Source organism: Agrobacterium sp. NPDC090283, assembly GCF_044769685.1.
GTDB lineage: Bacteria > Pseudomonadota > Alphaproteobacteria > Rhizobiales > Rhizobiaceae > Agrobacterium.
In genome coordinates, this window is sequence record NZ_JBIVYG010000005.1 from 62819 (window position 1) to 85897 (window position 23079).

At 61.7% G+C, this 23079-nt stretch carries 16 protein-coding genes; 4 read left to right on the plus strand and 12 right to left on the minus strand.

All coding sequences use genetic code 11. The features are described from left to right. Positions 1-12: 12 nt before the first annotated feature. The 3 genes from dhbA to ACIQUH_RS09530 all read left to right on the plus strand — a co-directional run bounded on the left by dhbA (position 13) and on the right by ACIQUH_RS09530 (position 3612). The gene (gene dhbA, locus ACIQUH_RS09520) at positions 13-768 is read left to right on the plus strand and encodes a 2,3-dihydro-2,3-dihydroxybenzoate dehydrogenase (RefSeq protein WP_400814149.1); all 756 of its coding nucleotides are present in this window, start codon (positions 13-15) and stop codon (positions 766-768) included. Positions 769-856: 88 nt separating this feature from the next. After that, positions 857-1570 carry a 4'-phosphopantetheinyl transferase gene (locus ACIQUH_RS09525; RefSeq protein WP_400814151.1) on the plus strand — a complete coding sequence of 238 codons (714 nt, stop codon included), beginning with the start codon at positions 857-859 and terminating at the stop codon, positions 1568-1570. Positions 1571-1698: 128 nt separating this feature from the next. Next, complete coding sequence (locus tag ACIQUH_RS09530) at positions 1699-3612, plus strand: PhoX family protein (RefSeq protein WP_400814154.1); 1914 nt, start codon at positions 1699-1701, stop codon at positions 3610-3612. Between the two features lie 369 nt (positions 3613-3981). Here the strand turns inward: ACIQUH_RS09530 and ACIQUH_RS09535 are convergent, their stop codons facing one another. From ACIQUH_RS09535 to ACIQUH_RS09545, 3 genes are all read right to left on the minus strand, one after another. Beyond that, positions 3982-5286, minus strand: a complete 1305-nt coding sequence (locus ACIQUH_RS09535) for an HlyD family type I secretion periplasmic adaptor subunit (protein ID WP_400814156.1) — start codon at positions 5284-5286, stop codon at positions 3982-3984. 2 nt (positions 5287-5288) lie between these two features. Further along, positions 5289-7040, minus strand: a complete 1752-nt coding sequence (locus ACIQUH_RS09540; protein WP_400814158.1) for a type I secretion system permease/ATPase — start codon at positions 7038-7040, stop codon at positions 5289-5291. Positions 7041-7147: 107 nt separating this feature from the next. Further along, positions 7148-14371, minus strand: coding sequence for an Ig-like domain-containing protein (locus tag ACIQUH_RS09545; protein ID WP_400814161.1), 7224 nt, complete (start codon positions 14369-14371; stop codon positions 7148-7150). A gap of 253 nt (positions 14372-14624) precedes the next feature. On the opposite strand from ACIQUH_RS09545, the gene ACIQUH_RS09550 reads away from it, so the two are divergent. Beyond that, a complete protein-coding gene (locus ACIQUH_RS09550) occupies positions 14625-15485 on the plus strand; it encodes a LysR substrate-binding domain-containing protein (RefSeq protein WP_400814163.1) in 861 nt (286 codons plus the stop codon). A gap of 29 nt (positions 15486-15514) precedes the next feature. Here the strand turns inward: ACIQUH_RS09550 and ACIQUH_RS09555 are convergent, their stop codons facing one another. The 9 genes from ACIQUH_RS09555 to ACIQUH_RS09595 all read right to left on the minus strand — a co-directional run bounded on the left by ACIQUH_RS09555 (position 15515) and on the right by ACIQUH_RS09595 (position 23074). Beyond that, complete coding sequence (locus tag ACIQUH_RS09555; RefSeq protein WP_269747854.1) at positions 15515-16210, minus strand: cytochrome c3 family protein; 696 nt, start codon at positions 16208-16210, stop codon at positions 15515-15517. A 2-nt stretch (positions 16211-16212) separates the two neighbouring features. Then, positions 16213-16704 carry a nitrate reductase cytochrome c-type subunit gene (locus ACIQUH_RS09560; protein ID WP_010973823.1) on the minus strand — a complete coding sequence of 164 codons (492 nt, stop codon included), beginning with the start codon at positions 16702-16704 and terminating at the stop codon, positions 16213-16215. Further along, a complete protein-coding gene (napA, locus tag ACIQUH_RS09565; protein WP_400814168.1) occupies positions 16674-19178 on the minus strand; it encodes a periplasmic nitrate reductase subunit alpha in 2505 nt (834 codons plus the stop codon). The genes ACIQUH_RS09560 and napA overlap by 31 nt, the downstream gene beginning before the upstream one ends. Continuing rightward, positions 19153-19440, minus strand: a complete 288-nt coding sequence (locus ACIQUH_RS09570; RefSeq protein ID WP_196379684.1) for a chaperone NapD — start codon at positions 19438-19440, stop codon at positions 19153-19155. The genes napA and ACIQUH_RS09570 overlap by 26 nt, the downstream gene beginning before the upstream one ends. Beyond that, on the minus strand, positions 19433-19933 hold the full coding sequence (locus ACIQUH_RS09575) for a ferredoxin-type protein NapF (protein WP_400814171.1): 501 nt from the start codon (positions 19931-19933) through the stop codon (positions 19433-19435). The genes ACIQUH_RS09570 and ACIQUH_RS09575 overlap by 8 nt, the downstream gene beginning before the upstream one ends. A 7-nt stretch (positions 19934-19940) precedes the next feature. Continuing rightward, a complete protein-coding gene (napE, locus tag ACIQUH_RS09580) occupies positions 19941-20126 on the minus strand; it encodes a periplasmic nitrate reductase, NapE protein (protein WP_400814174.1) in 186 nt (61 codons plus the stop codon). Positions 20127-20331: 205 nt separating this feature from the next. Continuing rightward, on the minus strand, positions 20332-21519 hold the full coding sequence (locus ACIQUH_RS09585) for an NnrS family protein (protein ID WP_400814176.1): 1188 nt from the start codon (positions 21517-21519) through the stop codon (positions 20332-20334). Further along, entirely contained in the window at positions 21516-22268 is a 753-nt protein-coding gene (locus ACIQUH_RS09590) for an ATP-binding cassette domain-containing protein (protein ID WP_400814179.1), read from the minus strand. The genes ACIQUH_RS09585 and ACIQUH_RS09590 overlap by 4 nt, the downstream gene beginning before the upstream one ends. Then, complete coding sequence (locus tag ACIQUH_RS09595) at positions 22265-23074, minus strand: ABC transporter permease (RefSeq protein ID WP_400814181.1); 810 nt, start codon at positions 23072-23074, stop codon at positions 22265-22267. The genes ACIQUH_RS09590 and ACIQUH_RS09595 overlap by 4 nt, the downstream gene beginning before the upstream one ends. Between the last annotated feature and the right edge of the window lie 5 nt (positions 23075-23079).

A 23079-nucleotide genomic window follows, 5' to 3' on the forward strand; every position in this document is an offset into this window, starting at 1 on the left:
CGGACGGACAAGATGACGCAACAGAGATTTACCGGACGGCGCGTGCTGGTGACGGGCACGGCCCAGGGCATCGGCCGCCGCATCGCCGAACGTTTCATCGAGGAAGGGGCCGAGGTCATCGGCCTCGACCTTCGGGCCGAGACGGCGGAAGCGCCCTTCCGCCAGATCGCGCTCGACATCACCGACGCGGCGGCAGTGGAAACCGTCTGCAAGGCAATTCAAAGCGAATGGGGCGGGCTCGATATTCTGGTCAATGCCGCCGGCATATTGCGGCTCGGTGACAGTGAAAGCCTGACGCCGGAAGACTGGAAAGCCTGCATGGACGTCAACGCCGCCGGGCCTTTCCATATGCTGCGGCAATGGAGCGGCATCTTCAAGCGACAGCGGCGCGGCGCGATCGTCAATGTCGGTTCCAATGCAGCCGTCGTGCCGCGCATCGGCATGATGGCCTATTGCGCTTCCAAAGCGGCGCTGGTCAGCCTCAGCCATTGCGCCGCCCTTGAGCTCGCGCCCTATGGCGTGCGCTGCAACGTGGTTTCACCGGGCTCCACCGATACGCCGATGCTTGCCGGCATGTTGAGCGATCCCGCCGGCAAACAGCGGCTGGTCGCCGGCCTGCCCGAACAGTTCAAGCTCGGCATTCCGCTCGGCAAGATCGCGCGGCCGGACGATATCGCCGATACGGTGCTGTTTCTCGCCTCCGATCAGGCCGGCCATGTGACGATGCAGCAGATCGTCGTTGACGGCGGCGCCACGCTTGCGGCCTGAACGGAAGCGGGATCGCGAAAAATGAGAGCGGTTTTTGTCTGAAACCCGCTCTCATCATGATCTAGGCCGCTGAATGAGGGTGACGGACATGGCCGTTGCAACGGCGTTTCATCGCGAAGTCGTCTCCGGCGATCCACCGGAGGCCATCTGGCCTTGGCCGGACGACAGCTGCGATTGCCATTGCCTCACCCTTCGTTACAGCGCCGATGAAGGCGGCGGCGGCGAGGTCCCTCCCTTGCCGCCGCAGCTTTTACGCGCGGTGCCAAAACGCAAGGCGGAGTTCATCGCCGGGCGCAGATGCGCGGCGGAAGCGATCCGCCGCCTCACCGGCCGCACCACCTTTCCCGGCATGGGTGAGGACCGCGCGCCCCTCTGGCCCGAAGGCGTGGTCGGCGCGATCTCCCACAGCCACGACCGGGCGATTGCGCTTGCCGGCCCTTCCGGGCGGTTCCGCGGCATCGGTATCGATATTGAAAGGCTTCTGAGCGAAGACGAGGCCCGCGACATCGCCCGACAGGCCTTGACGGAAAATGAGCGCCACAACCTCGGCAACGCCATAGACCCCTTCATGACCGGGCTGATTTTTTCGGCCAAGGAAAGCCTGTTCAAGGCGCTTTATCCAACAGTGAAGCGGTTTTTCTTTTTCGAGGCGGCCGAATTAGCCGGCTTCGACGCAAACGGCTCGGCCTCGCTGCGCCTGACGGCCGACCTTAACGGAAAATGGCGCAGCGGAACGGAGATTGCCTTCCGCTTCTGCCATTCCGAAGGGTTCCTGCTCACCCGTATCCTTCTCCCGTATTGAGGGAAAATGGGTAAATTCTGTCCTCAGACAGTCATGTTTGAAGCTCATCCTCCCGTCATCCGTGTGAAACACTCGGACGGTACGCAGCTTGTTGGAATGATTCCAAACATGCAACGTGGAGATACGACATGAGCGACATCGATACCAGCAAGCTGTCCTGGGACGAGTGGGACGAACTGCAAAACCCGCCGCCGGCCGAAACCGATTTCGACCGCGTTGTCGAAAGCGCGATTTCCCGCCGCGGTTTCCTCGGTGGCGCGCTTGCCTTCGGCTCGGCGGCTGCCGCCATGGGCACGCTCGGCAACCTGATGGTCAGCACCTCGGCCGAGGCGCAGGAAGCCGCTGCCGGCCGCTTCCCCTTCAAGCCGGTGGCGGCTGCCACCGACCACACCATCCATGTGCCGGAAGGCTATAACTGGAAGCCGCTGGCGAAATGGGGCCAGCCGCTGTTCTCCAACGTTCCCGATCTCGACCCCGCCAAGGGCGTCAGCGTTGAAAACTCAGACAAGGTCTTCGGCGAAAACACCGACGGCATGGAACTCTTCGTGGTCGGCAGCCACCAGCTGATCGCCGTCAACCATGAATATGTCAACCCGGAAATCAACCTGCCGCACGCTGAAAAGGGCAACCCGAAGACGGCCGACGACGTAAAAATCCTGCAGAACATGCAGGGCGTCACCGTCATGGAAGTCGCGGAAGACAAGGACGGCTGGAAAATCGTTCTCGACAGCCCCTTCAACCGCCGTATTCACCACAATACGCCGATGAAGCTTTCCGGCCCGGCCGCCGGCTCCGATCTCGTCAAGACCGCCGCCGACCCAAAGGGTGTCGACTGTCTTGGAACCTTCAACAATTGCGGCGCCGGCCGCACGCCGTGGGGCACCTACCTCACCTGCGAAGAAAACTTCAACGGCTATTTCGGCACCACCGACGCCGCCTTCAAGCTGCCTGACGACTACAAGCGCTACGGCATCGTCGCCGAAACGCGTTATGCCTATGAGAAGTTCGACGAGCGTTTCGACGTCGCCAAGAACCCCAACGAACCGCGCCGTGCCGGTTACGTGGTCGAGATCGATCCTTCGGACGCTTCCTCCACTCCGATCAAGCGCACCGCGCTTGGCCGCATCAAGCATGAAAACGCCGCCGTGGTCATCGCCCGTGACGGCCGTGTCGTCGTTTACATGGGTGACGACGAGCGTGGCGAATTCCTCTATAAATTCGTCTCCAACGGCATTTACGTGCCGGGCGGCGACACCTCGAAGCTGCTCGACGAAGGCACCCTCTTCGTCGCCAAGTTCTCGGATGACGGCGCCGGCGAATGGCTGGCCCTGACGCCGGAAACGACGGGCATGAAGATCGACGAAATCTGCGTCTTCACCCGTCAGGCCGCTTCCAAGGTCGGTGCAACGACCATGGACCGTCCGGAATGGGTTGCCATCAACCCGGTCGCCATCGAAGCCTATTGCGCGCTGACCAACAACAGCCGCCGCGGCGAAATGAAGGATGGCAAGCTGCGCGCCAATGCCGGCGGCGACGCCATGGCGATCAATGCCGCCAACCCGCGCGAAAAGAACGAATACGGCCAGATCGTGCGCTGGTATCCGGAAAATGACGACCATGCGGACGGCAAGTTCAAGTGGGACCTGTTCTGCATGGCCGGCAACCCCTCCGTTCACAAAGACGCCTATGCCGGTTCTTCGAACATCAACGAAGGCAACATGTTCAACTCGCCTGATGGCATGATGTTCGACTCGACCGGCCTGCTCTGGATCCAGACCGACGGTGAGGACAGCAATGAAGGCGCCTTCGCCGGCCAGGGCAACAACCAGATGCTGGCGGGCGACCCGGCCACCGGCCGCATCGAGCGCTTCCTGACCGCGCCGAAGGGTTCCGAAGTCACCGGCCAGACCTGGTCCGGCGACAAGCGCACCCACTTTGTCGGCATCCAGCACCCCGACGCCCCCTTCCCGGATGGCGAAGGCAAGCTGCCGCGCTCGGCGGTCATCGCCATCAAGCGCGACGACAATGTGAAGATCGGCTGAGGCATCGGCATAAACGGCACCGGATCGCGATGGAAATCACGATCCGGTTTCACGATAAAACGCCGCGTGCCCGAAAGGACATGCGGCGTTTTGCCAAGTTCCGAAAAGCGTGCTTTTGCGAATTGGCGCATCCACACTTGGTTACGCCCGAACCTGATCCAGTATCTTGCATGGCCCAATCATGGATCGTGAGAGACCCTTTTACGGCGCAAACGCGCCATGGCTGAATACCGGCTCGGGAGCGGAAGGGCGGAAGAAGATTTCCGCGCGCCTTGTAAAACAGTGCAACGCCGTGCGCCTGACGACGCACGACGTTTTGCATGGATGACCCTGCTATTGCCTTCCGCAACCCATCGGGCCGCCTGCCGCTCAGGCTTCGCGGAAGGTGCGGTTTGCCTGATCGAGCAGCGGTTTCAGAAAATACGACAATACGCTTCTTTCGCCTGTCGTGATGAAGGCTTCCACCGGCATGCCGGGCATGAGGCTGAATTCGCCCAGTCGCTTTATCTGTTCCTGTGAGGTTGCGACACGCACGAGGTAATAGCTGGTGCCCGTTCGCTGATCCACCGTCACGTCGGCCGAAATACGCTCCACCGTTCCGGTGATTTCCGGCGTCGTCTTCTGATTGAAGGCGGAAAACCGCAGATTCGTCGCTTGCCCGTAATAGATCTGGTCGATATCCTGCGGCGCGACCTTGGCCTCCACCACCAGCTTGTCGACTTCAGGCACGATCATCATGATCTGTTCGCCAGGCGCGACAACACCGCCGACGGTGTGCACTGACAATTGATGCACCACCCCATCCTGCGGCGCGAGAATATCGACACGTTTCAACTGGTCTTCGGCCGCCACCCGACGCTCGACATATTCGCCGATACGGGCATCCATTTCGCGCAGATCGGACCCCACCTCTTCCGACCATTGTTCGTCGATCTGCAGGATTTGCAGCGCGGTTTCGCTGATTTTCGCCTCAACTCCGGCAATGCCGGCCATCAGCCGACCGATATCGCCTTCGATATCCGTCGCCTGACGCTCCAAGGTGCTGAGCCGGCTTTTTTCCATCAGGCCCCTTTCATGTAGCGAGCGAAAGCGGGTGAGCTCCTCATCGACCATGCCCTGTTCGCGGAAATTCGCCGCGCGCTCGGCCTCCATGCCGCTTATCTCATCGCGAAGCTGCCGCACGCGCTGTTCGAGCTGGCGTTTTTTGCTTTCGCGGACGGCCTTGCGATTTTCATAAAGAAGCTGTTCGGCATTCATCATCGCCAGAACCTCGGCATCGCCGGCCCGATCTGACAATGCGTGCGGAAAAACCACCCGGCCAGCCCGGTCACGCTCGCTCTCCAGCCGCGCCTTGCGGGCGGTGAATTGATCGAGGCTTTTGACGATGATGGCGAGATTGGCCTTGGTCATCGTCGCATCGATACGCATGACCACGTCTCCCGCCTTTACACGGTCTCCGTCCCGCACCATCAGTTCGCTGACCACGCCGCCCACCGGATGCTGGACTTTTTTCAGGCTGGTTTCCACCACCAGAGAGCCTTGCGCGATCACCGCGCCGACAATCTCGGTGCCGACGGCCCAACCGCCGAAAACGCCGGTCAGGGTCAGAAAGCCCAGCCCGCCAACGAAGAGGTGATTGCGGATAGAGCGTCGGAGTGTCTGCCATTCATCCATTTTCATACCTTTCCAGCTTCAGCGGCCTGCACGACCTTGAGAGCACCGGCGCTAGCGCCGACCGGGCGCAGCACTTTGGCGAGCACCTCTTCCTTGGGGCCGAAAGCCTGCTGGCGCCCGTCGGCAAGCATCAGCACCTTGTCCACGGCCAGAAGCGCGCTCGGGCGGTGGGCGATGATGACAGCCACGCCACCACGCTCGCGAATACCGAGAATGGCCGCCGTCAGCGCATCCTCACCCTCGGAATCGAGATTGGAATTCGGCTCGTCGAGCACGACGAGGAAGGGGTCGCCATAGAGCGCTCTTGCAAGTGCGATCCGCTGCTTCTGCCCGGCCGATAATTGCCGACCGGTTTCACCCACTTCGGTGGAATAGCCGTCCGGCAGGCTGACGACGAGATCGTGGATGCGCGCCGCACGCGCCGCCGCGATGATCTTTTCCGAACTCGCCGCCCGATCGAAGGAGGCGATGTTTTCAGCGATGGTGCCGTCCAGCAACTCGATCGTCTGCGGCATGTAGCCGATATGGCGTGCCAGTGCCTCCGCCGGCCATTGGTCCAGCGTTGCACCGTCCAGCCGGATGGAGCCTTTGAGCGGCCGCCAGAGACCGACGAGCAGCCGCGCCAGCGAACTCTTGCCCGAACCGCTCGCCCCGATAACGCCGAGGCCGCTTCCAGCCGCGAGCGTAAAGGCGACATCCTGCAAGACCGGCTCGGCCGTCTCCGGCGGAATGGCGCTGACACGCTCGACGGACAAAAGGGCCTGCGGCGCGGGCAGATCCATACGCATGGCCGCATCCGGCAGCAGCGCCAAAGTTTTTTCGAGCCGGCGACGGCTTTGCCGCGCGGCAATGAAACCCTTCCAGTTGGCAATGGCGAGATCAACCGGCGCAAGCGCCCGCGCCGACAGGATGGAACCGGCGATGATGATGCCGGGCGTTGCCTGCTCATTGATGACCAGCCAGGCCCCGACGGCCAGAATGCCGGATTGCAGCAGCATGCGCAGCACCTTGCTCGCCACGCCGAAACCGGAGGCGATATCGCTTGCGGAGCGCTGCTCGCGAGCATAAGCGCGATTATCCGTCTGCCAGCGATCCCGCAGCGGCGTCGCCATGCCCATGACGGCGATGATATCGGCATTGCGGCGGGTCGCTTCAATCAGCCGGTTGCGTCTGGATGCATGCTGCGCTGCCTCTTCCACGGGACGCTTGGACACCAGCTCCGTCAACAGCGTGAACACCGTGAGAATGGCGGCGCCCGCAAGTGCCGTGATGCCGAGCCAGAAATGGAAAGCGAAGCAGATGGCGATGTAAAAAGGCAGCCAGGGCAGATCGAACAGCGCCGTGGGCCCGCTTCCCGACAGGAACGAGCGGATCGTGTCGAGATCCCGAAGCGGCTGCGCCTGACGGCCGCTGACAGGCAGGCGCAATTGCAGGCCGATCACCGCATCATACACCCTGGAGGACAGTACCTGGTCGAGACGATCGGAGATACGCACCAGCAAACGCCCGCGTATGGCGTCGAACAGCCCCTGAAACGCATAAAGCACCGCGACGATGGCGAAGAGGGCCAAGAGCGTCGGCAGGCTGCGGCTCGGCAGCACGCGGTCATAGACCTCCATCATGAACAGCGAGCCGGTGAGATAAAGAATATTGACCAGCGCACTCAGCAGGCCGATGCCGATGAAGGCGGTGACGCAGCCGGCGAAGACGCCCTTGATCTGGCGAACATTATTGTTGGCGGAATGATAACGCATTTTACTACCCGTTGAGATCGTGGCGGCAGCAACCGGCGATGACATCGCCGGTGACGGCCGCCCGCGAACGAAAAAGGGCGCATCCCGGAGGATGCGCCCTCTATGGCTCAGGCGAAGCGGAAGTCGTCGATGACGAATTGTTCGGTCTTCACGCCGTCAAAGGTGATGGTCGATCCGTCCTTGAGCGCGATCTGCGCACCATTTTCACCGTCGGTAAAGGCGCCGGAGGCAATGAACGCCTGATAATCGGCGAAGACATCCTTGGAGAGCCGGACGAAATCCAAACCGACCTGGAAGTCCGTCACCACATCCCGGCCCGCGCCGGCCGCGAAGACGAAGGTATCCACACCGCTGCCGCCGGTCAGGACATCATTGCCGGAGCCACCGGCCAGAACGTCATGGCCTGAGCCGCCGCCCAGCTCGTCATTGCCGGAGCCCCCGTAAAGCACGTCGTTACCCGCGCCGCCCATCAGCACGTCATTACCGGCGCCGCCATAGACATCGTCGCTGCCTTCACCGGCAATCACCCGGTCATTGCCGTCACCGGCATCCACCATGTCATGGCCGCCACCGGCAGACAGCCGGTCATCGCCATCACCACCGTCAACCATATCCTTGCCGTCGGTTGCGATCAGCACGTCGTCGCCATCGCTGCCTTCAACAATGTTGTATTCGGTGTAACCATCCACCGTGACGGTGGTTGTGCCCGTCGATTCGCCGCCATTGGCGTCGCGCACCGTATAGGTGAGCGTAACCGTCGCCTGCTCATGGTCTTCCAGCTTTGCAAAGGCGGAAGACGGATCGACCACGAGTTTCCCTTCCACCACGGAGAAGGCGGCTGCCGCCTGCTCCTTCGTCAAAGCGAGGCCGGCCACGGCCGTCACCGCAACGCTAGTGAGCGTCAGGCGATCGCCCTCGATATCGGTGTCATTGGCCACGAGATCGAAAACGCCCCTGTCCTTCTCGCCCACGACGACCGCATCGGCGACCGCGACCGGCGCGTCGTTGACCGGCTTGATGGCGATGGTGACCGTGGTTTCGCTCACCCCGCCCATGCCGTCGGAAACGAGGACAGTGAAGCTGCCGGTTCCGTTGACGTTTTCACGGGGCGTATAGGTCCACTCACCGGTTTCCGCGTTAATCCGGGCAGTGCCGTTGGCGGCGTCGCCCTTCAGGGCGAAGGTAAGTCTGTCACCGTCGACATCGGAGGCGACGATCCTGCCGCTGACGGCCTTGTCCTCATCCGTCCCGGCAGTGGCTGCAGAGACGACGGGTGCATCGTTGACCGGCTTGACCGTGAAGGCGGCCGTCGCTTCGCTGGAACCGCCGCGACCATCGGCGATGCTGTAACGGAAAGCCGCCTCGCCGTTAAAATCGGCCGCGAGCGTAAAGCGGATACCGGCTTCTTCCAGCACCGCCGTGCCGCCGACCGGCGCCGAGACGCCGGTGACCGTCAGGCCATCGAGATCGGCATCACGGTCATTGCCGAGCAGGGTGGCGAAGGAGATGATGAAGGACGGCGCGTCCTCGTTCACCGCCGCAAGCCGGTCATTCGCCGCAGCAGGGCCGCGATTGACGAGACCCTTGAGGATATCGTCACGGTTCAAAACCGTACCATCGGCAAAGGATAGCCTTTCGATGCCGCCATCGGCGAGCTGATTGCGCAGCGTCAGCTTCTCGCCATCGGCCAGTTCGATTTCGACGGACTGGCCGTATTTGCGCAGCACCGCCTCGCTTCTGGCGATGTCGTGCAACGAGAGCCGGTCGATTGCGCCAGACGCCGAGGCCAGCTCGACGATGTCGTCGGAACCGTCGCCGCGTCCATAACGATATCTGTCCGAGCCATCGCCGCCGATCAAGAGGTCATTGCCCTTGCCGCCTTCGATGAAATCGTCACCGAACCCGCCGGCAATCATGTCGTTACCGGCGTCACCCCAAAGCGCGTCATTGCCGCCGCTGCCGGAAAGCGCGTCATTGCCCGCACCGCCCGCCAGAGCATCGTCACCCGCGCCGCCATCCAGCCGGTCGTTGCCGCCAAAGCCCTGCAGCTCGTCATTGCCGTCATTGCCGAACATTGTCTCATCAGCCGGGCTGCCGATCAGCATATCATTGCCGCTGGTGCCGGTGATCTGGCCGGCCTCCGGTATCGTAACCGCCTTGCCGCTCGGCAGCGTAACGAGGACATCGTCAAAGGCGACACCCTGGCCGGCGCGCCAGTTATAAAGGCCGAAGGTGCCCTTGCCCGGGCCATCGATACCGATCGCCTTCGTGAACAGGGCTTCGCCGTTCAGCCAGACCTGCAGGCGATCATCCACAATATCGGCGCGCAGCGTGTTCGCGGCCGCAACCTTGTAAACGGCCGGCCCCTGCCAGAGGGTCTGTTCGATGCCGTCCTTCATCGAAAACAGCTGGGAAAGGCCAGTGCGGTTGTCGATCTCGAACTTGATATAGTTTCCATCGTTGCGGTAGTGCAGCAGAAGACCCACCGCGCCGGACTGGGTCACAAAACCGGTCTCAACGGAATAGTCGCTCCACTCGTCAGAACCCGCGCCCTCGTAAAGTGCGTAGGTTCCCTTGCGCAGGGCATAGATGCCATCTCCCAGCGCGCTCCAGCTGAGGTTCCACTCAGCGGTCGGCGCGGTATCGCCATTGCCGCCCAGTTCGCGGCTGTAGCGATTGGCGCTCTGGACAAGAGCGCCGTTGACGACGTCCCACTTGGCGGCAGCACCCAGTTCTCCTTCATCGACGAAGCGGAAGTTTGCCGCCTTGCCATCGGCAAAGGAGGTGCTGAGGAGGACATTCTTCGCGGCGATGATTTCAACCGTGACCGTATCGGAGGCGTTGCGGCCGGCATCGGTCATATCGACGCGAACCAGATGTGTGCCCTGGCTGAGTTCGACGCGGCTCTTTGCGCCGTCCGCGAGCTTGGCACCCTGTTCGGACCAGACAAACCGTGCCGCCTCGCTTGCACCGATTTTCGCGGATGCAACGAGGTCGACGGCAACCTTGCCATCGCCATCACCGTCGACCAGCCTTATCGAACGGCCGGCATCGACGGCGAAGGCACCCTTTTCAACGAAGATATCGTCAAAGAAGACCTGCTTGGTTTGATTGGCCCAGAGACCGACGCTTCCACCCGAAAGCGGCGAGGCCCTGTCTTCAACGACGCCACCGAACAGTACCTCGCCGTCAAGCGAGGCGAAAAGGCGGCCGCCGTCGATCGCCAGCTTGACCGCGCCATCGCGGTCGAAGGGCGCACCGGCCTGTTCGCTGGCCAGCACCGTCCTCACGCCGTCACGCATCTTGACGAGCTCGCGCCTGTTCGAAGCGATGTCGAAGGACAGCAGGTAGTAGTTTTGCGGGTCGGTGTAATAGGCCACCAGACCGAACGGCTTGTTGTCTTCCGACAGGATGGTTGCCGACAGCGTATATCCGCTCCAGCCGCGCGAGCCTTCACCCTGCCACAGCTTGAGGCCGTCGGCATCGCGATAGGCACGCAAGGCGCCTTCCGGTGCGGCGATCGTCGCATTTGCGTCAGCCTGTCGGCCCGTTGCCGAACCGACAACCTGCCATTTTGCACCGGCATCGGACCAGCCATTTGCATTGCCATCGTCGAAATTGTCGTGAAGCAGCGTGGCGGAGGTCTTGACGGCGATCTTGACGTCGTCTGTGCTGACGACGCCCTTGTCGGAGCGGGCAACGAGCGTCATCCGGTGGACGCCACCACCGAGTTCGACCTCGACATTGGTTCCGCGGCCGACGATCTCGCCATTTTCATTCAACCACTCGACGCTCGCAATCTGGCCGAGCTTGTCGACATTGGCCGCGACGAGCTTGATCTTCTGCAGGCCGGTCGCCGCCGTCACGGTCTGGTCGTTGCCGGCGCGGGCGACAAACTGAACGTCCGGTGTTCCAAGATCGACGCCGGTTATGGTTTCCTGATGCTCGCGATAGGCGCCCGTCAGTTGAACGGACGATTCCGTGCCGATCTTCTGGGACAGGGACCCGGTGCCAAAGCTTGGCGCGAAGGTGCCGCTGGAAAAGTCGAACTGAACCATGTTGACGCCGGAGAGCGTGGACTGGAACGGACCCTTGGACGTGACCGTTCCAAGTGCTGCCACTTCGGCGGAAGACAGTGTTTTTTCGAGGAACGCCACGGAGGATAGCGAGAAGGGCGCGGTTTCCTTGTCGTTATCGGCAAACAGCAGGAAGCCGGAGGAACCGATGTCATAGGTGGCGCCGACCGGCTGGCTGCCCATCAGCTTGCCGTCGGCATATTTGTGGAGCGTGTAGCCGCCGGCCGGATTGCGCTCGACCGAAATGACGATACGCGTCCAGACATCGAGCGGCACCGCCCCTTCATCGCGGTTATCGGTGCCGATCAGTGCCGTCGCGCCGCGATAGTTCAACCACAGATCGCCGTCGGTGACGTTGGAGAGGTCGCTCTGGAAGATCGACGCCAGGGAAGCGCCATCCTTCGGCAGCTTCACATCCATGACGATGCTGTAATTGTCGAAGGTCGAACCGCCATTTTTCGGGTTGAATCCGGGGGTGACCTTCAGGCCGTTGCGACCATCGAACTGCGGCGCGGTGATGATGCCGCTCGCCGCATCGCCGACGGTCTCCTGACCGAAGACGACGGGCTGAATGCGCGGATCGCCGCCGATATTTTGCGACAGGGTGCCGGAGCCGACCGTCGGCGACATGGTGCCGTTGGAGAAATCGAACTGCACCATTTTCGTGCCCGGAACCTCAGACGGGAACGGACCCTGTGCCGTTACCTTGCCAAGCGCCGAGACTTCGCCCGCCGACAATGTCTTTTCGAGGAAGGCGACCGACGACATGGAGAATGCCGCCGTTTCAGCGCTGTCATCGGCAAACAGCAGGAAACCTGCGGCGCTGATGTCATAGGTGGCGCCGACCGGCTGGCTGCCCATCAGCTTGCCATCGGCATATTTGTGGAGCGTGTAACCGCCCGCCGGATTGCGTTCGACCGCGATCACGATACGTGTCCAGGCATCCAGCGGCACCGCGCCTTCATCGCGATTGTCCGTGCCGATCAGCGCCGTCGTACCGCGATAGTTAAGCCACAGATCGCCATCGGTCTTGTTGGAAAGATCGCTCTGGAAGATCGAGGCCAGACCGCCTCCGTCCTTCGGCAGCCTGACATCCATGACAATGGTGTAATTGTCGAAGGTCGAGCCGCCATTGCTGGGCGTGAAGCCGGGGGTCAGCTTGAGCCCGTTCAGAGGATTGAACTTCGGGGCGGTGATGATGCCGCTGGCCACGCCGTCAATATTTTCCTGGCTGAACGTCACGGCCTGGATTTCGACGTTGGCCGTTTGGGCTTCGGCGCCTTTGCCGTCGCGCGAAGGCACGGAATCCCCACGCGAACCGGTGAGATATTCGTCAAGCGCCGAGAGATAGGTGCTGGTCATGACCGTGTTATTATCGGGATCGATGGTGACCAGCCGGATCGCACCGTTGCCGCCATTGCCGCCGCGCGAGGCGTCGCCGTTACCCGTGACTTCCGTCGCCACGCCGTCCTGATAGTTGACGAGCATCTGATAGACGGGCTTGCCCGCATCGTTCAGCGCCACGACGGTTTCGGCGCCGTCACCGAAAACATGGCCGGAGAAGACAAAGCTGACATTCGGATGTTTCGAGATCAGCTTCTGCCACATGTCCTCGCCGTCATTGGCATTGGCGGGGTTGGTGCCGATGCCATAATTCTTGCCGGTGCCTTCGCCGAAGAGACGGTGGGAGTAGTTGTCGGCACGATTGGCCATATTGGTGTAGTGATGGGTCGTGACGATGGCACGGTATTCGACATTGGCGGCGAGAACCTCGCCGGCCCAGCGCAAGACATCGTCCCGGGCGCCGAATTCAAGCGTCAGCACGATCCATTTCGTATTGTCTGCGCCCGTAAAGGTGTACCAGGCGTTTTTCGTTTCGTTCGGCTCCTGGTCGTAAACCCCGCCCAGCGTCGAATTTTTCCGAAGGTAATCCGGCGAGAAACTGTCCGTGATCAGCGAGGTATAATTCTTCGCGCCAAGGCCCTGGTCATGGTTTCCCGGCACCATGGCGTAGGGTATCTTGCCGTCCAGCTTGCTGTATGCCGCCTTGGCGATGACCCATTCGTCAGCAGTGTTGTTCTGCGTCACGTCGCCGACCTGCGTCACGAAGCGGATGTTGAGCGCCTCGGAATTTTTCACCAGCCAGTCGAACATGCCGTTCAGCGTTTTGTCGCCATTGGGCAGATAGGTATAGTCCTGCGTATCCGGCACCACGGCGATCGTATAGGCGTTCGGTCCGGCCACGCGCACGCGGAAGTCGTCGGTTGCGCTCTTGCCGGCGCTGTCGGTGGCCGTCACGCGGATATCGGAATGGCCGAAGGCGGCAAAGTCGAGCGTCAGCTTGTTGCCGCCGGTCAGCACGGCGCTGACGGTCTCGTTCTTGCTGTTTTGAACGGTGAAGGTCAGGTTTTCTCCGGCAAAATGCTTCGAGAGGTCAATCGTCACATTCGCCGCGTCGGGCGTCACCATCATGTCCTGGATCGCCGATGTCCTGATGACGGCGGCCGGATCGACAGCCGGCTTTTCACCGATGGCGGGAATGCCGGCCTTTGCCGCAGTCGTGATTTCAAGGGTCGTATCCCGGCCGGTGATCGTGCCGGTTCCCACGACCGGTTTGGCGGAACCCTCGGCGAAGCGGACTTCGAGACCGCCGAGTTTTTCGGCCTCCTGCTTGAACTGGTCCGGCAGAATGCCGGAAGTCTTGGGTGCGCCGAGATAGGACATTTCGTCGTTCGTCAGCACTTTCTGGATGAAGAGGAAATTACTGAGATAGGACGGAGAGGTCTCGCCATCTTCATCGGCGAAAATCAGGAAGCCCCTGGCCGTGTCGATGGTGAAGCGAGCCGCGCCGTCATCGATCTTCTGGTTGGCGACGAATTCGCCGTTAATGTATTTCTTCATCGAAACCGCGCCATTGGCGTCCGTTTCGATCGTCAGACCGATACGGTTCCAGGCGTCCAGCTTGGCTGCGCCGCGATAATTGCCGCTGATGCCGACACCGTAGCTGTCACCGCCGACCTTGCCGAAAATATCGCCGTCGCTGATGTTGGTGAGGTCCGTCTGCAGAAAGGGCATCCAGCCGGAGGAGCCGTTCTTCGGGAAATAAACATCGTAGACGAGGCTGTAGGACGTCGCCATGCCGTTGCCGTTCGGCGAAACGAGAATGCCCTGCTGCTGCGACAGACGCGGAACGGTCAGCAGCCAATCGGAGGAAGATTCGATGGGATTGGCGATCGAATTTTGAGGTGTCGTCATCTTTTTGGCCTCTTTAACGTGAAAAGGAGCGGCCCGGAGGCCATGGCGGCACGATTAGAGACCGGGACTAACGCCCCGATGACGAATTCCTAACAAATCGTAAACGCGCCATAGCGATTTCCGATGTCCTCCATCGGTTTTGCAGCGGGGTTAACGAAGTCCTCCCGCACACGTCATTGGGCTGTCAGCATTTTCGCCGATAGTTGTGTCGCACCGGCACCTTTCATGTCGGCCGGCGGCAGAACAGGACCCCATGTCGACCACGCAGCTGAAGGCCTTTCACATCGTCGCGCAATCGGGCGGCTTTTCCCAGGCCGCGCGGGACATGGCGATAAGCCAATCCACCCTTTCGGCCCATGTGCGGGAGCTGGAGGCCATCAGCGGCGTGAACCTTCTGGAAAGAAAACCGCGCGGGGTGCGCCTCAGCCCGCAGGGCGAGCGCCTGTTCGAAATCACAGCCCGGCTGTTCCAGGCGGAAAAGGAGGCCAAGGCCTTCCTGCGCGGCGATACGGGCTTTGCGGGCGGGCACCTGCGTGTTGCGGCCGATGGCCCCATCCTGCCGCTTCCCATTCTTTCGCGGCTGAAGGCAGAGCGGCCGCAGCTGACCTTTTCTCTTTCGGTCGACAATTCGGCGCGGGTGGTAGAGCAGATCATCGACTACCGGGCTGACGTCGCCATCACCGCCCGCGCGCCCGATGATCCCCGCCTTTACGGCGTCAAATTCCTCAGCATGCGACTTGGGTTATGCGTGCCTGTCTCTCATCCGCTGGCTGCGCGCCAGACCGTTCTCATGGCCGAACTGGAGGGCCTGTCCTTCGTTATGCGGGAGCGCGGCTCGCGCACGCGTGAAATCTTCGAGAAAAACCTCGCCGATCACGGCATTACCATCCAGCCGGTCATCGAAATCTCGTCCAGGGAGGGCGTGCGGGAAGCAATCGCCAATGGCGTGGGATGTGGTGTGGTGGCCGATCTGGAATTCGGCCACGATGCGCGCCTGTCCTTCGTTCCCCTGGGCGACGCCCGTGAACTGATCGACGAATATGCCGTCTGTCTCGCCGAAAGGCGGCATCTGCCGTTGCTGCGCAGGTTCATCGAGGAGGCCGGGCGGGCCTGAGCCCCGCCTGCCAAGGCCCGCACCTCATCTCAGAACACGTTCCGGTGCACATCGCTCATCGCCCGCCGCAGATCATCGACCGCCGACGCCGTCTGTCCCGGCTCATCGTTGAGCGCCGGCGGCATTTTCCAGCCGGGGTCGATGCCTTCCATGTTCGGCAATTCATGGGCGATGCCCTTGTGGCAATCGATGCAGGTGGCCTTGCCCGTTAGCAGATATTTGGAATGGATATCGGCGGCGCGCTGGGTCTGTTTGGTGAAGTCCATGGCGGCGGAGGAATGGCAGTTGCGGCATTCCAGGCTGTCATTGGCCTTCAGGCGCGACCATTCGTGCTGGGCAAGCTCCAGCCGCTTGTCGAGGAATTTCTTGCGGGTGTCGATGGTGCCGAAAATCTTGCCCCAGACTTCCTTGGAAGCCTGCATCTTGCGAGCGATCTTATCGGTCCACTCATGCGGCACATGGCAATCCGGACAGGAAGCGCGCACGCCGGAACGGTTGGAGAAATGCACCGTCCGCGTCAGTTCCTCATAAACATTGGCGCGCATTTCGTGGCAGGAAATGCAGAAGGCTTCCTTGTTGGTCATTTCCAGCGCGGTGTTGAAGGCGCCCCAGAACATGACCCCGCCAACAAAGCCGCCAAGCGTCAGGAAAGCGAGGCTGAGCGTGCCCGCCGGCGTCGTCAGGACCGCCCAGAGCCAGGCGAGAAGTTTTTTCACACGGGCGATCATCATTCGCTACCCGCCGGTTTCACGCCCATCGTGCTCATATCCTCGAACGTATTGGGCACGAGCGGTCGCGTATCGGCCTGCGGCACATGGCAGGCGGTGCAGAAATAACGGCGCGGCGAAACATCCGCCAGCATCTGGCCTTCGCGCGTCATATAATGGGTGACGCTGATCATCGGCGCACCGGAATCCTGCGTGAATTCGCGCTTGTGACAGGAGAGACAGCGATTGGCATTGACCGAAAGCTGGTAGCCGTCGATCGAATGCGGGATGACCGGCGGCTGTTCGGGATAGGCGCGCATGCGCCTGAAATCGTCGATCACCCATTTCGGCAGGGGTTTCGCCGGCTCGGTCTTCATGGCGTCGCCGCGCGGGCCGGACAGTTCCGGCACCATCTGCGCAACGGCCCCCGTCGCAAGAGCCACGACCAGAAGCGTGGCGGCGATCCATCCGTGTTTCCTGATCATGCGACTGGCTCTATCTTGACTGCGCATTTCTTGAAATCCGTCTGCTTGGAGATGGGATCGGTTGCGTCGAGGGTCACCTTGTTGATCAGCTGGCTGGCGTCGAACCAGGGAACGAAGATAACGCCGGGCGGCATGCGGTTGCGGCCGCGCGTTTCCACGCGGGAGCGGATTTCGCCACGGCGCGAGACGATGCGGATTTCCGCGCCCTGGTTCAGCCCGCGCTTGCGCGCATCGTCGGCATTCATGAAACAGCGGGCGCCGGGAAAGGCCTTGTATAGTTCCGGCACGCGCATGGTCATGGAACCGGAATGCCAGTGCTCCAGCACACGCCCCGTCACCAGCCAGGTATCGAATTCCTCATCGGGAGATTCCGCCGGCGGCTCGTAGGGCACGGCGATGATGACCGCCTTGCCGTCCTTGTTGCCGTAGAACTTCACGCCCTCACCCGGTTTGACATAGGGGTCGTACCCCTCGCGGTAACGCCACAAAGTCTCCTTGCCGTCGACGACAGGCCAGCGCATGCCGCGCACCTCGTGATAGGCATCGTAAGGCGCCAGATCGTGGCCGTGGCCGCGCCCGAAAGCGGCATATTCCTCGAACAGGCCCTTCTGCAGATAGAAGCCGAAATCACTGGATTCCTGGTTCTGGTAATCCGCGTTGATCTCGCTCAGCGGGAATTTGCCGACATCGCTGTCCTTGTAGAGCACCTCGTAAAGCGTCTTGCCACGATAGGCGGGATTGGCGTCGAGTATTTCCGCCGGCCATACCTCGTCGGTGGTGAAACGCTTGGAGAACTCCACCAGCTGCCAGAGGTCGGAGCGCGCCTCGCCCGAGGCCTCCACCAGCTGGTGCCAGACATGGGTGCGCCGCTCGGCATTGCCATAGGCCCCTTCCTTTTCCACCCACATCGCGGCGGGCAGGATGAGATCGGCGCTCATGGCGGTAATGGTCGGATAGGCGTCCGAGACCACGATGAAGTTTTCCGGGTTACGATAGCCCTGATAGGTCTCGTTTTTGGTGTTGGGGCCGGCCTGAACGTTGTTGTTGACCTGCACCCAGTAGAAATTCAGCTTGCCGTCATGCAGCATGCGGTCCTGCTGCACGGCGTGGTAACCCGGCTTTTCCGGGATGATGCCGTGCGGTATGCGCCAGATTTCTTCGGCATGTTTGCGGTGTTCCGGGTTGGTCACCGTCATGTCGGCCGGCAGGCGGTGGGCAAAGGTTCCCACTTCACGCGCCGTGCCGCAGGCCGAGGGCTGGCCGGTGAGCGAGAACGGGCTGTTGCCGGGTTCGGAAATCTTTCCGGTCAGCAGATGGATGTTGTAGACCATCTGGTTGGCCCAGACGCCGCGGACGTGCTGGTTGAAACCCATGGTCCAGAGCGACATGACCTTGCGTTTCGGGTCGGCATAAAGCTCGGCCAGTTCCTCCAGGAAACCGGCCTCCACCCCGGTCATGGCGGCGGTCTTTTCCAGCGTGTATTCAGAGACGAATTCCTTGAAAGTCTCGAAATCGATCGCTTCCGTCTTGGTCGGATCGGCGGAATTGGCGGCATTCACCTCCACCGGATTGTCGGGCCGCAGGCCATATCCGATATCGGTGACACCGCGCACGAATTTCGTGTGGTTCTTCACGAAGTCTTCGTTGACACGCCCGGTCTTGATGATGTGGTTGGCAATGTAATTGAGGATGACGAGATCCGTGCCCGGCTTGAAGACCATGGGGATATCGGCGAGATCCATGCTGCGATGGGTGAAGGTCGAAAGCACCGCCACCCTCACATGGTCGAAACCCAGACGCCGGTCGGCGATGCGCGTCCACAGGATGGGGTGCATCTCCGCCATGTTCGAACCCCAGAGCACGAAGGCATCGGCATGTTCGAAATCGTCGTAGCAGCCCATCGGCTCGTCCATGCCGAAGGTGCGCATGAAGGCGTAAGCGGCCGACGCCATGCAGTGGCGGGCATTGGGGTCGAGATTGTTGGAACGGAAACCGGCGCGCATCAGCTTGGTCGCGGCATAACCCTCGAAGATCGTCCATTGGCCGGAGCCGAACATGCCGACGGCCGTCGGTCCCTTTTCCTTCAGCACGCGCTTGCACTGCTCAGCCATCACATCGAAGGCCTCGTCCCAGCTGACCGGTTCGAACTCGCCATCCTTGGCGTAAACACCGTTTTTCTTGCGCAGCAGCGGGGTCTCAAGGCGGTCCTTGCCATACATGATCTTGGACAGGAAATAGCCCTTGATGCAGTTGAGGCCACGATTGACCTCCGCCTGCATGTCACCATGGGTGGCAACCACCTTGCCTTCCTTGACGCCGACCATGACGCCACAGCCCGTGCCGCAGAACCGACAGGGCGCCTTGGACCACTTGATCTGCAATGCGGAAACGCCACCCGGCACCGGCTGGGCGGCGGCCGGCAGCGCAATGCCCGCCGTTGCCGCCGCAATGCCGGCGGCATGCGCCTTCAATAGATCACGCCGCGTCAGTTCGCTGCTCATCGCCGCTCGTCTCCTCTGTATCGACGTGTTCGAAAACCATATTGGCGGCAATCACACCGTCGAGTGTCGAAATATAAGTGAGCGTATCGCCCAGCATGCCGGTGCTCGTGCCGTCTATGACGATGACGATCTTGCCGTTGCCCTCGCCATGAACCTCGACATTGTCGAGCGTCAAAAGCGTTGCGAAAACGGCGTCCCGCATCTGCGGCATCACCGCCACGACAGCGCTTGAGACATGATACCGGCCTGTATTTTCAGGCATATTGCATCTCCGTGGCTCTATCCTTGATCTCGATCACACTGGCGGGACAAACGGACACACAGGCGCCGCAGCCCGTGCAGGCATCTTGCGAAAGTTCAGGCACGAAGGGGCCGCCGCGGCGCGGACGAAACCGGATCGCCTCGGTCGGGCAGGCATCGCGGCACGCCTGACAATCGATATTGCCGAAAGCGAGACAGCCCTCACCAATGGCCATGACATGACCGAAGCGCTGCGCCGCAGGGGTGGCGAAAACCGGCTCGGGACAGACTTGCGCGCATTTGCCGCAAAAGGTGCATTCCCCGACTGAGAAGTCCACCGAAGGCAAACCGTCTGCCATGGCGATGATGCCGGTGGGACAGGTTTCGACGCATTTTGCGCAACCGCTGCAGGCGGCGAGGTCGCTCAACACGACCCCGGGGGGACAGATACGCGGTTTTTGTTTTTGTCCGCCGCGCAGGAAATCGCGCCGGCTGAGAGAGGCTTCCATCATCATTCCGCCCTCAATGACCGGGAGGCCCCGGCGGGCCGTAAATGATCTGGAACATCCAGACGATGAAGCCATAGGCCCCGACAAATCCAACCGCCAGTATGGGCCAGATTCCGAAGGCCAGAACGGCAAAGGTCACAAGTTCCCTCGTCCGGCCCGGCTTTTCATCGGCATTATGGGGCGCGACTATTTTAGGCATATTCGCGTTTCCTATTCGGTTCGAGTCATCATCGGTTAAAAGACGGAAATATTCAACCACTTGATTTTATTGGTTATTTATCAGAAATAACATTCATCAATACCGCCCACCTAAGTCACTGATTTCATATTGGGCTTTTGCCGAAAAAATAAACATCGGAGGCGGAAAGGGTGAGCGCCCTGCCGCCAGCGCCGCGAGAGATCACTCATCCGCATGCCCCCGCCTCGTCCGTGCCCGGCGCACGCATGAAGGGCAGAAAGCCCTGTAGCCAGACGCCGAAACTCAAAGCCCACACTATTGCACTGAGGCCGTGATGATAGGGCGACAGGATCGCGGCGACATCGAACTCGGGCAGGACGCGGATCAGTCCGGCCATCACCATCAGCCCGGCCGCGGCATGCGCCTGCCATGGCATATGCGCCAGACTGCGTCCCGTATGCCTGAGCCCGGCAATGATGAAGACGGCCATGACGGCGCAGCCAAGCGCCCCCACTGACAGGAGATGCAACCCGGCGGCGGGCGTGACGGAAAACCCGAGCCGTGTCGCCCCAAGCGCCAGAAACCCCGCGCCGGCGAAGGCATTGCCGAAGCCGAGCAGCAAAACCTCGGCCTTGAAGGCAGCGCGGCCGATGAACCATTCGGCCAGCCGGTCGAAAAACGCGGCCCCGGCCGCAAGCGCCAGCCAGGCGCAGACGTCGCTTTGCGGAAAGAAAAGTTTCGCCGCCATATAAAGCGTCACCATGGCGCCCGCCATGTGCTGGCGGCCGGGATGCGGCCGATAAGGGGTCGTCTCTCCGGTTGGATCGAGCGCCAGATTAAGGACGACGACATTGATACGCGTGGCGGACAGTGAAAACAGCACGATGAATATGCACAGCGCCGCCTCCAGACAGCGGGATGCTCGGTCGGTATCACCGCTCCACCAGGCATAACGCACAGCCGCTTCCGCCGCCGTGAACAGAAGAAGCCAGATGAGGAAAGCCAGATGTTTCACCGTGCGCCGTGCCAGCATCGCCGTGCCGATAAGGGCGGAAAGCGCCAGTAGAAAGGTCAGATCGAAAAGGCCCGCCGGCAGGCTCCAGGCATCGGCCCCCGCAAAACCGATCAGGCGACCCGGCAGCCAGAGGCCGGCGAGAACAAGAAGTGTGCGGCCCGAAGCCGCCTTGGTATCTGTCCACTCAGGAACTGCCGAACCAAGGAAACCGGCAAGCGCCATGGCATAGGTACCGAAAATCATTTCATGCGCATGCCATTGCGATGGCGGCACGGCATCGGCGAAAGGCAGGACATAGCTGCCGATGACGATCCAGAGGAATGGCCAGACCGCGCCATGGAGAGCAGCAAGCGGGAAAAACAGCCGCAGGGCTTCGGAAAGGATCGGTGGCGACCTCATCTCACCCGCTCCCGTGCCGAAAACAATTCGGCAAAGGCCGGGCTTTCGGCCAGCAATTCCGCCTCCTCGAAAACCGCGCGTGCCATGCGTCGGCCCGGCGAACCGGCGGGCGTATGCACGGCGATGACGCGGCCATCGACGCCGGAGAGCACGATCAGCCTGTCGGCCACCAGCAGCGCCTCATGAAGGTCATGCGTCACGAGAAGCGTGGAGAAACCGCGCCTACGGGCGGCGGCCACCAGAAGCTCCTGCAGATGACGGCGCAGGCCGACATCGACGGCGCTGAAGGGCTCGTCCAGAAACAGCATGTCCGGTTCCACGGCGAGCGCCCGCGCCACACCGGCGCGCTGGCGCATACCGCCGGAAAGCTCGACCGGATATTTGCCGAAATCCGTCTCTTCCAAACCGACTTCCAGCGCAAAATGTCCTGCCCTTTCACGCCGCGCCCGTTTCGGCATGCCGGCAGCCGCAAGGCCGTAGGCGATATTGTCGATCAATGTCATCCACGGCAGCAGTCGCGGCTCCTGAAACACCAGACCCTGCCGGCGATATAGGCGGTGCACACGGCCGCGCACGGGATCGATGATGCCCGCCGCGATCTGTAAAATCGTCGTCTTGCCGCTGCCGGAGGGGCCAAGCAGCGCCACGGTGTCCCCCGGCGCGATGCTCAAATCGAAATTCTCGAACAGGCTGCGGCCGAGGAAGGCATGGCCGACCTGTTCGAAACTGAGGGCAAAATGGTCGCTCATCGTTTGACACCCCAAGGCAGCCCGGCGGCGCGCCAGCGTTCCAGCGCTTCGCGCAGCAAATGCAGCAGGCCGTAATCGGTCAGCAGTGCAAGGCCGACCGTGATGGTGAGCCAGGCGCTGACCTGCGCGATATCGAACAGCGCCCGTGCAGTGGCCAGTTCGCCGCCGATGCCGCCGGAATTCGACAAAAGCTCGGCCATGACGGTCACCTTCCAGGCGCTTCCGGCCGTCGTCGTCCAGGCCGGGAAAAGATAGGAGAGAACATGCGGCATGGTGACGGTGCGCAGGCGGTAAAACCATGGAGCGCCGAAAGCCTGCGCCATCACCTCCAGCTGCCGGTCCCGCTTGGCGACACCTTCCAGCGCGCCGGCGAAGGAAACGGGGGCGGAGGCGATCACCACGGTCATGATGGCCGTGCCGCTCGAAGAACCGAACCAGATCAGCGCAAGCACGATCCAGCCGATGGGCGGCACGCCGAGAAGGACGGTGACGACAGGCTTCATCAACCGCATGGCAGCGAAGGAATAACCGGCCAGCACACCCGCCACCGTGCCGATGCCGGCGGCAATGGCAAAGCCGGTCAGGGCCCTGACGGCGCTCTGTGACAGGATAGCGAAAAAATCGGGCCGCGCCGCCAGAAGCCCGATCGCCGCGAAAGTCTCACCCGGCGAGGGCAGGATGAAGGAGCCGTAAATCTCATGCCCGGCCTGCCAGGCGGCAAGAAAGCAGAAAATGCCTGATAGCCCGGCCCAGCCCGCCCAGAGGTAGCGGCCCGTCCAGCCAAGGCTTTCAAGAATGCGGTTCATGTCTG